The 7,719-nt window shown below is 75.6% G+C and carries 6 protein-coding genes; 4 read left to right on the top strand and 2 right to left on the bottom strand.

Translation table 11 applies throughout. The features are described 5' to 3' along the window. Positions 1–156: 156 nt before the first annotated feature. On the bottom strand, positions 157–1,812 hold the full coding sequence (locus QSK52_RS19525) for a molybdopterin-dependent oxidoreductase (RefSeq protein WP_285737372.1): 1,656 nt from the start codon (positions 1,810–1,812) through the stop codon (positions 157–159). A 188-nt stretch (positions 1,813–2,000) separates the two neighbouring features. On the opposite strand from QSK52_RS19525, the gene QSK52_RS19520 reads away from it, so the two are divergent. Together QSK52_RS19520 and QSK52_RS19515 are read left to right on the top strand one after the other, a co-directional pair. After that, positions 2,001–2,366 (top strand): DoxX family protein, encoded by a 366-nt coding sequence (locus QSK52_RS19520; RefSeq protein ID WP_285737381.1) that lies wholly within the window; start codon positions 2,001–2,003, stop codon positions 2,364–2,366. A 114-nt stretch (positions 2,367–2,480) separates the two neighbouring features. Next, the gene (locus QSK52_RS19515) at positions 2,481–3,779 is read left to right on the top strand and encodes an SAM-dependent methyltransferase (RefSeq protein WP_285737371.1); all 1,299 of its coding nucleotides are present in this window, start codon (positions 2,481–2,483) and stop codon (positions 3,777–3,779) included. A gap of 117 nt (positions 3,780–3,896) precedes the next feature. Here the strand turns inward: QSK52_RS19515 and QSK52_RS19510 are convergent, their stop codons facing one another. Beyond that, on the bottom strand, positions 3,897–5,099 hold the full coding sequence (locus tag QSK52_RS19510) for an IS110 family transposase (RefSeq protein ID WP_285737370.1): 1,203 nt from the start codon (positions 5,097–5,099) through the stop codon (positions 3,897–3,899). Between the two features lie 211 nt (positions 5,100–5,310). On the opposite strand from QSK52_RS19510, the gene QSK52_RS19505 reads away from it, so the two are divergent. Next, entirely contained in the window at positions 5,311–5,955 is a 645-nt protein-coding gene (locus QSK52_RS19505) for a serine aminopeptidase domain-containing protein (RefSeq protein ID WP_285737369.1), read from the top strand. Positions 5,956–6,156: 201 nt separating this feature from the next. Beyond that, positions 6,157–7,671, top strand: coding sequence for a cryptochrome/photolyase family protein (locus QSK52_RS19500; protein ID WP_285737368.1), 1,515 nt, complete (start codon positions 6,157–6,159; stop codon positions 7,669–7,671). Positions 7,672–7,719: the final 48 nt, after the last annotated feature.

The following is a 7,719-nucleotide window of genomic DNA, read 5'->3' as shown; positions in this document are numbered from 1 at the left end:
CCGCTGCTGCTGCACGCGCCCAGGGTCAGGGCGAGGGCCCCGGCGGCGAGCAGGGCGGTGAGGGTGCGGCGGTTGCGGGTCTGCGCGGACATGGCGGATCTCTCCTCGGTGCTGGGGTGACGTGGTGCTGTTGGTGGATGGTGGTCGGTCGATCGGTCAGGTGACGGTGACGACGGTGCTGTGCCAGCCCGTCGCCCCGGCGGGGAACGGCGCGGCGCGGCTCTCGGGCTGCACGGCGCCGGTGGCATCGGTGGCGCGCACCTCGATGCGGTGCGTGCCGGGGGTCGCGGCGGGCCAGCGGTACGACCACTGGCGCCACAGGTCGGGCCCGGCATCAGCGGCCAACTCGGCCTGCTGCCAAGGCCCTTCGTCGACGCGGACCTCGACGGCGGCGATCCCGCGGTGGGTCGCCCAGGCGGTGCCCGCGACGTCGACGCCCCCGGCCGGGACCTTCGCGAACGGCGCGGGCACCTCGATCCGGGAGGCGGTGCGGACGGCGCCGGTGCGGTCCCAGCCGCGGCGCACCCAGTACGGGTCGAAGGCGGCGAAGGTGGTGACCTCCAGGTCGACCAGCCACTTGGTGGCCGAGGTGTAGCCGTAGAAGCCGGGCACCACGCTGCGGCACGGGAAGCCGTGCGCCAGCGGCAGCGCCTCGCCGTTCATCGCGACGGCGAGCAGGGCGCGGCGTCCGTCCAGGACGGACTCCAGCGGCGTGCCGATGGTCATGCCGTCCTTCGAGCGCCCCACCAACTGGTCCGCCCCGGCACGGACCCCGGCGCGGCGCAGCAGCGCGGGCAGCGCGGCGCCCAGCCAGCGGGTGGTGCCGACGTACGGGCCGCCGACCTCGTTGGAGACGCAGGACAGCGTGTGGTCGAGCTCTTCGAGCGGCTCGCGCAGCAACTCGTCGAAGGTGAGCAACTGCGGGCGGTCCACCAGGCCGTGGACGCGCAGCGTCCAGTCCCGCGGGTCGATCTTGGGGATCGTCAGCGCGGTGTCGACCCGGTAGAAGTCGGCGTTCGGGGTGGTGAACGGCGACAGGCCGGGGACGTTCGGGTGCACGGCGACGGGCAGCGGGGGCAGCGGGGCGGCCGGGGCCGGGAGGCGGACGGCGTCGCGGGCGGCGGTGACGTCGTAGCGCCGGTCCGTCAGGGCGCGTCCGCCCAACCCGGCCAGCGCGCCCGCCGTGAAGGTCCCGGCGGTGGCGGCGAGCACCGTCCGGCGGCTGGTCAACCCGACTGGTGGTGAAGGTACTTCGGCTTCCGTGTCCTCCGGCCTCTCCACCGTCTCCCCGACTTCCGCTGTTCCCGGACGCGGCGTGGCGGCGGTGGACAGCGCCCGGCGCCACAGCCGGGCCAGCAGCAGGACGGCCGTGGCGCCGACCAGGCCCGCGACGATCGACGGCGCGCAGTCGGCGGCGGCCGCGCCGGGACGCGACAGCGCCGCCCAGGCGCCGAGGGCGCCGAACGCCCCGAACACCGCCGCCCCGGCGAGCGGGCGACGCACCGCCAGCAGTCCGGCCAGCGCGGCGAGCAGCGTCATCGTCAGGTAGATGCCGCCCAGCAGCACCGCCTTGTCGTGGGTGCCGAAGGTGCGGACCGCGTACTCCTTGAGCGGCGTCGGCGTCAGGTCGATCGCCGCCGACCCGACCGCGATCACCGGCGCGGTCGGCGCCCCCGTCGCGTACGCGACCAGCTCACCCGCCCCCAGTGCGGCCGCCGCGGACGCCAGGCCGACCGCGGCCGCACCGGCGGTGCGCAGGAGGCGGTGGCGGCGGCCGGGCGGGGCGGCGGGGGGAGTCGGTTCATCGGTCACATCTGCGGTTCGGCGCCCCGGTGGGCCCGGATTGGTCGCACTTTCCGACTCCTCCGACCGGGGAACCGGCGGTGCGTCCCGGGTGCCCGTCCTCCGGCAACACCGCCGGCGGGCCGAGGGTGTTCCGCCCCCGGCCCGCCGAAGCTACTGTTCGGTAGCACCTTCTCCGCCGACACGTCCCTGGAGCGCTGATGGCATCCGACCGTTCCGCCCGCCTGCTGGGCGGCCTGCTGCTGACCGCCGGGATCGCGCACTTCGCGGCTCCGAAGCCCTTCGACGCGATCGTCCCGCGCTCCCTGCCCGGCTCGCCCCGGACCTGGACCCGGATCAGCGGCGCCGCGGAACTGGCCGTCGGCGCCGCCGTCCTCCACCCGCGCAGCCGCCGCACCGGGGCGCTGGCCGCCGCGGGCCTGTTCGCGGCGGTCTTCCCCGCCAACGTGAAGATGGCGTACGACTGGCGCCACCGCCCGGCCCCGCAGCGCGCCGCCGCCCTGGCCCGGCTGCCCCTCCAGGCCCCGCTGATCGCCTGGGCGCTGCGGGTCTCCCGGAACTGACCCGCCGGAGCGGCCGGTGTCCCGCCGGACCAAGCCGCACCGGGCGTCGCTCCGAAGCAAGGGGAGCAGACGACCACGGAGCCGCGCCACGGCCCGTCCGGCGGAGGGGAACCCATGACCGCACCCACGACCCGCACCACCCCGGCCCCCGGACGGGGGGCGAGCGCCGCCGACGTGCTCGAACCGGTCCTGCACGAGCTGTTCGCGGGACCACCGCCCTTCGCCCTGCGGCTGTGGGACGGCTCGGCCACCGGTCCGGCGGACGGGCCGACGGTGCTGGTGCGCCACCGCCGGGCGCTGCGGAGGCTGCTGTGGCAGCCGGGCGAACTCGGCCTGGCCGACGCCTGGATCAGCGGGGAGCTCGACGTCGAGGGCGACCTCGCCGAGGCCCTCTCCGCCGTCCGGCGCGGCCTCGCCGGGCGGGCCCCCGGGCGCCCGGCGCCGCGCAGTTGGCCCGCCCTGGCCGCCGCGGCCGCCCGGCTCGGCGTCGTCGGGCCGCCGCCGCCCCGGCCCGGCGGCCGGGCCAAGGTCCGCGGGCCCCTGCACAGCCGGGGCCGCGACCGGGCGGTGGTCAGCCACCACTACGACCTGTCGAACGAGTTCTACGCCCTGCTGCTCGGACCGGCGATGGCCTACTCCTGCGCCTACTACACCTCCGACGACCAGCCCCTGCAGGCCGCCCAGGAGGCCAAGTTCGACCTGATCTGCCGCAAGCTCGACCTGCGCCCCGGCACGCGCCTGCTCGACGTCGGCTGCGGCTGGGGCGCGCTCGCCCGGCACGCCGCCCTCCACCACGGGGCCCGCGTCACCGCCGTCACCCTCTCCGCCCGCCAGCACGCCCACGCCCGCGCCCTGGTCGCCGAGGCGGGCGTCGCGGACCTGGTCGACGTCCGCCGCTGCGACTACCGGGAGATCGTCGCGGACGCCTACGACGCCGTCAGCTGCGTGGAGATGGGCGAACACGTCGGCCGGGACGAGTACCCCGCCTTCGCGGCCCGCCTGCACGCCCTGCTGCGCCCCGGAGGCCGACTGCTGGTCCAGCAGATGTCGCGCGGGGCCACCGCGCCCGGCGGCGGCGCGTTCATCGAGGCGTACATCGCCCCGGACATGCACATGCGCCCGCTCGGCCAGACCGTCGACCTGATCGAAGCGGCCGGCCTGGAAGTCCTGCACGCCGAGGCGATGCGCCCGCACTACGCCCGCACCATCGACGCCTGGCGGGCCGCTCTCACCGCACACCGGGACCGCTTCACCGCACTGGTCGGACGGCCGACGGTGCGGCTGTGGGAGCTCTACCTGGCCGGGAGCTCGCTGGCCTTCGCCGAGGGGCGGATGGGCGTCGACCAGATCCTGGCCCGCCGCCCCGGCGGCGGGGACGGGACCGTCAGGCCCGCCGAGCGGTGGGGGAGCTGACGGGACGACGGCCCGTCGCCACCCCCCGCCGTTCCGGCGGAAGCCGCCGCCCGCCGGGGAGCAGCACCGGCTGCCGACCGGCGCGGCCGACCACGGAGGAGAATCTCAATGACTGTGTCAACCGGTCTGCGCGGCTGGCGGGGCGGAGGTGAACGGCTCCTTGTCGCGCAGCATCGCCCAGAGCACATCGACCCGGCGGCGGGCGAGGGAGAGCAGGGCCTGGGTGTGCAGCAGCCCTTCGGCGCGTTTGCGGAGGTAGTAGTCCCGGGAGAGTCCGGGGCGCATCATCGCGGACTGCGCGGCCATGTAGAACAGCCAGCGCAGGCGCCGGTTGTAGCGCTGGGGTCGGTGGTGGTTGCCTGTGCGGCGGCCGGAGTCGCGGGGGACCGGGGCCAGACCGGCGTGAGAGGCCAGGCGGCCGGCGTCGCGGTAGCCGGACAGGTCGCCGGTGATCGCGACGAACTCGGCGCCGAGGATCGGGCCCATACCGGGCATGGACTCGATGATCGGCGCGCGTTCGTCGGTTCGGAAGGTGTCGCGGATCTCCTTGTCGTTGTCCTTGATCCGCTCGTCCAGGGCCAGGAGCTGGTGGGCAAGGTCGTGCACCAACTTGGCGGTCCGGGCCTCTCCGGGCAGGGCCGTGAGCTGGGACTGGGCGGCCTCGAGCGCCCTCGCGGCGACGGTGTCGGCGCCGCGGATCTTGCGGCGTTCCAGCCAAGTGGTCAGCCGCTTGACTCCGGTCCGGCGCAGCGCGGCCGGGGTCTGGTACTCGGTCAGCATCACGACCGGGCCCTTGGCGGCGGAGTAGTCGAAGGCCCGTTCAAGGGCCGGGCAGATGCCGACCAGCAGGTCGCGCAGTCGGTTGATCAGCCGAACCCGGTCGGCAATCAGGTCGCGGCGGTAGGCGGTCAGCAGCTGCAGCGTGGAGACCAGCTCCGAGGGCGTCTCGATGGGAGTGAAGTCCCGGCGCATCCGCGCCTGGTCGGCGATGACCAGAGCGTCTTTGGCATCGGTCTTGCCCTCGCCCCGGTAGGCGCCGGTCATTCGGTTGACGGTCCGTCCCGGCACGTAGACGACCTGCTGGCCATCCGCGATCAGCAGGGCCAGCAGCAGTGCGGAGGCCCGGCCGGATATGTCGACGGCCCACCGGACCTCGCCGGCCTTCTCCCGAGCCGCGGCGATGAGTCGGAGGATCTGCGACTCGTCGTTGATCACCTTCGTGGAAAACAGCGACCGACCCTCGGCGTCGACCGCCACCGCCCAGTGGCGCCCCTTGCCGGCGTCGATGCCGACCCATATCCGCTCGTGCGGTGTGCTCACGCCCGTTGCTCCGTCCCACCCTGACCAAGTCCGTCCATGGCCCGGAGAACACTCCGCCGACAGGTCCTTAACCAGCGATGACCGCAGTTCTCAATCAGTGGTCGGAGCGTCCCGGAGAACCGGGCGGCCACTCTCCAGGAGCCATCAACGGCAGAAACCCCATCAGCCATACCCGGTCCCCCCGGACCGCCCCACATTCTTAAGGAACCCCATGCCCGCCCGTACCGACCGCCTCCCGCCCGGGACCGGGTCCGTCCTGCTCGTCCTGCACGGGGGCAGGGCCGAGAGCCTCGCACCCCAGCCCCGGCTGGGCCTGGCCAGGTTGCGCATGCGGGCCTTCGGCGCGGCCGTCCGGCGCCGGGTGGCCGATCCGTCGCTGGTGGAGATCGAGGTGGCGTACCGCTACCGGGGGTGGAACGGCGGGCACGCGCATCCCGTCGCCGACGCGGAGCGGGCCCTGCGGGAACTCGCGGCGCACGCGCCCGGCGTCGGGGTCGTGCTGCTCGGGCACTCCATGGGCGGGCGGGCGGCACTCGCCGTCGCGGGCCACCCGCAGGTCCGCGGAGCGGTCCTGCTGGCGCCGTGGTGCGAGCCGGGCGACCCGGTGGACCACCTGCGCGGCAGGCGCCTGGTCGTCCTGCACGACCCGTCCGACCGCGTCACCGGCGCGGGCGCCTCCCGCGCCCTCGCGGCCCGGGCCCGGCGCGCCGGGGCCGAGGTGCGGTTCGTCGCGATGCCCCGCGGCGGGCACGCGATGATCGGCGGGGCCCGAGCCTGGCAGTCGCTCGCGGCCCGCTCCGTCACGGCGATCACCACGGGAGGACCGCTGCCGGGCCTTCCCCCGGACGCGTCGTGACACCCGACCGGAGACCGGGCCGCCCCGGGCGCTCCGCTGCGGGAACGCTGCGGGAGCGGTGCGGTTTTCCCGGGTCGGGCGGGGGCGCCGAGCCTGGAGGGTGGAGGCGCCCGCCTCCCCGGCGAAGGAGAGACCCCTCATGGACGTCCGACCGCGGCGCCACCGGCGCCCCGCACCGACCGCCGCCGCCGGGCGGGCCCGGTGAGCGGGGCCCGGCCGCACTGGCTCTTCGGGGACCAGCTCGGCCCGCACTTCCTCGCCCCGTCCGAGGACGGGCCGGGGCCCGACGCGCCCGTGGTGATCGTCGAGGCGCGCTCGGTGTTCCGCCGCCGCCGCTTCCACCGGGCCAAGGCCCACCTGGTGCTGTCCGCGATGCGGCACCGGGCCGCCGAACTCGGCGACCGGGCCCGCTACGTGCGGGCCGAGACCTACCGGGAGGGGCTGCGGCAGGCCGCGGGGGAGCGCGCCGTCACGGTCCGCCACCCGACGTCCCGGGCGGCGCTCGGCCTGGTCACGGCACTGACGCAGGTGGAGGTGCTCCCGCCGCGCGGCTTCCTGGTGCCGTTCGGGGACTTCCGCCGCTGGGCCGACGGCCTCGGGGGGCGGCGACTGCTCATGGAGGACTTCTACCGGCGGGTCCGCCGGGCCGAGCACCTGCTCCTGGAACCCGGCGGGGAGCCCGCCGGCGGCCGGTGGAACCTCGACGCCGACAACCGGGAGCCGCCGCCGCGCGGGAGGTCCGTCCTCCCCGTCCCGCCGCCGTGGTGGCCGGAGGAGGACGAGATCGACGAGCAGGTGCGGGCCGACCTCGACCGGTGGGAGCGCTCGGGCGAGGTGCGCTTCGTCGGACGGGACGGTCCCCGCCGCTTCGCCGCCACCCGCGCCGAGGCCGTGCGTGCGCTGGAGCACTTCGTGACCGCCCGCCTGCCCCACTTCGGACGCTGGGAGGACGCCGTCCTGGCGGCCGACCCGTGGATGGCGCACAGCCTGCTCTCCGTCCCGCTGAACCTCGGCCTGCTCGACCCGGGGGAGTGCGTGCGCCGGGCCGAGGACGCGTACCGCTCCGGGAGCGCCCCGCTCAACAGCGTTGAGGGCTTCGTCCGGCAGGTGGCGGGCTGGCGCGAGTACGTCTGGCAGCTGTACTGGTACCTCGGCGAGGACCACCGGCACCGCAACGGACTCGGCCACCGCACGCCCCTGCCCGACTGGTTCGCCGAACTGGACGCGGACGCGGTGCGGGCCCGCTGCCTCGCGCACGTGCTCGCCCAGGTGCGGGACACCGGGTGGGTCCACCACGTCCCGCGGCTGATGGTGCTCGGGAACTGGGCCCTGCAGCACGGCTACGACCCGGCCGCGGTCACCGACTGGTTCCACCGCAGCTTCGTGGACGGCTACGACTGGGTGATGGTCCCGAACGTGATCGGCATGTCGCAGTACGCCGACGGCGGCACCACGACGACCAAGCCCTACACCTGCGGCGGTGCGTACCTGAACCGGATGAGCGACCTCTGCCGCCCCTGCGCCTACCGGCCCGGCGACCGGAGCGGGGAGCGGGCCTGCCCGTTCACCGCCGGCTACTGGCCCTTCGTCCACCGCCACCGGGCCCTGCTGGCCGCCAACCACCGCACCGCCCGCGCCGTCGCGGGGCTCGACCGGCTCGACGACCTCCCCGAGGTGCTGGCGGCCGAGGCCGCCCGCGGGAGCGCCGCGCCCTGACCGGGAAGGGCGGCAGCCTTCCGCCCCGGTCGCGCGGAAAACGATGCA

It is taken from the genome of Kitasatospora phosalacinea, assembly GCF_030268885.1.
Lineage (GTDB): Bacteria > Actinomycetota > Actinomycetes > Streptomycetales > Streptomycetaceae > Kitasatospora > Kitasatospora phosalacinea_C.
Note: the sequence above shows the minus strand (reverse complement) of the source record. Positions and strands in the feature narration are given on the sequence as shown.

Coding starts and splice junctions, on each gene's coding strand:
- QSK52_RS19515 (WP_285737371.1), top strand. CDS start 2,481: ATGACCGCACCCACGACCCGCACCACCCCGGCCCCCGGACGGGGGGCG.
- QSK52_RS19505 (WP_285737369.1), top strand. CDS start 5,311: ATGCCCGCCCGTACCGACCGCCTCCCGCCCGGGACCGGGTCCGTCCTG.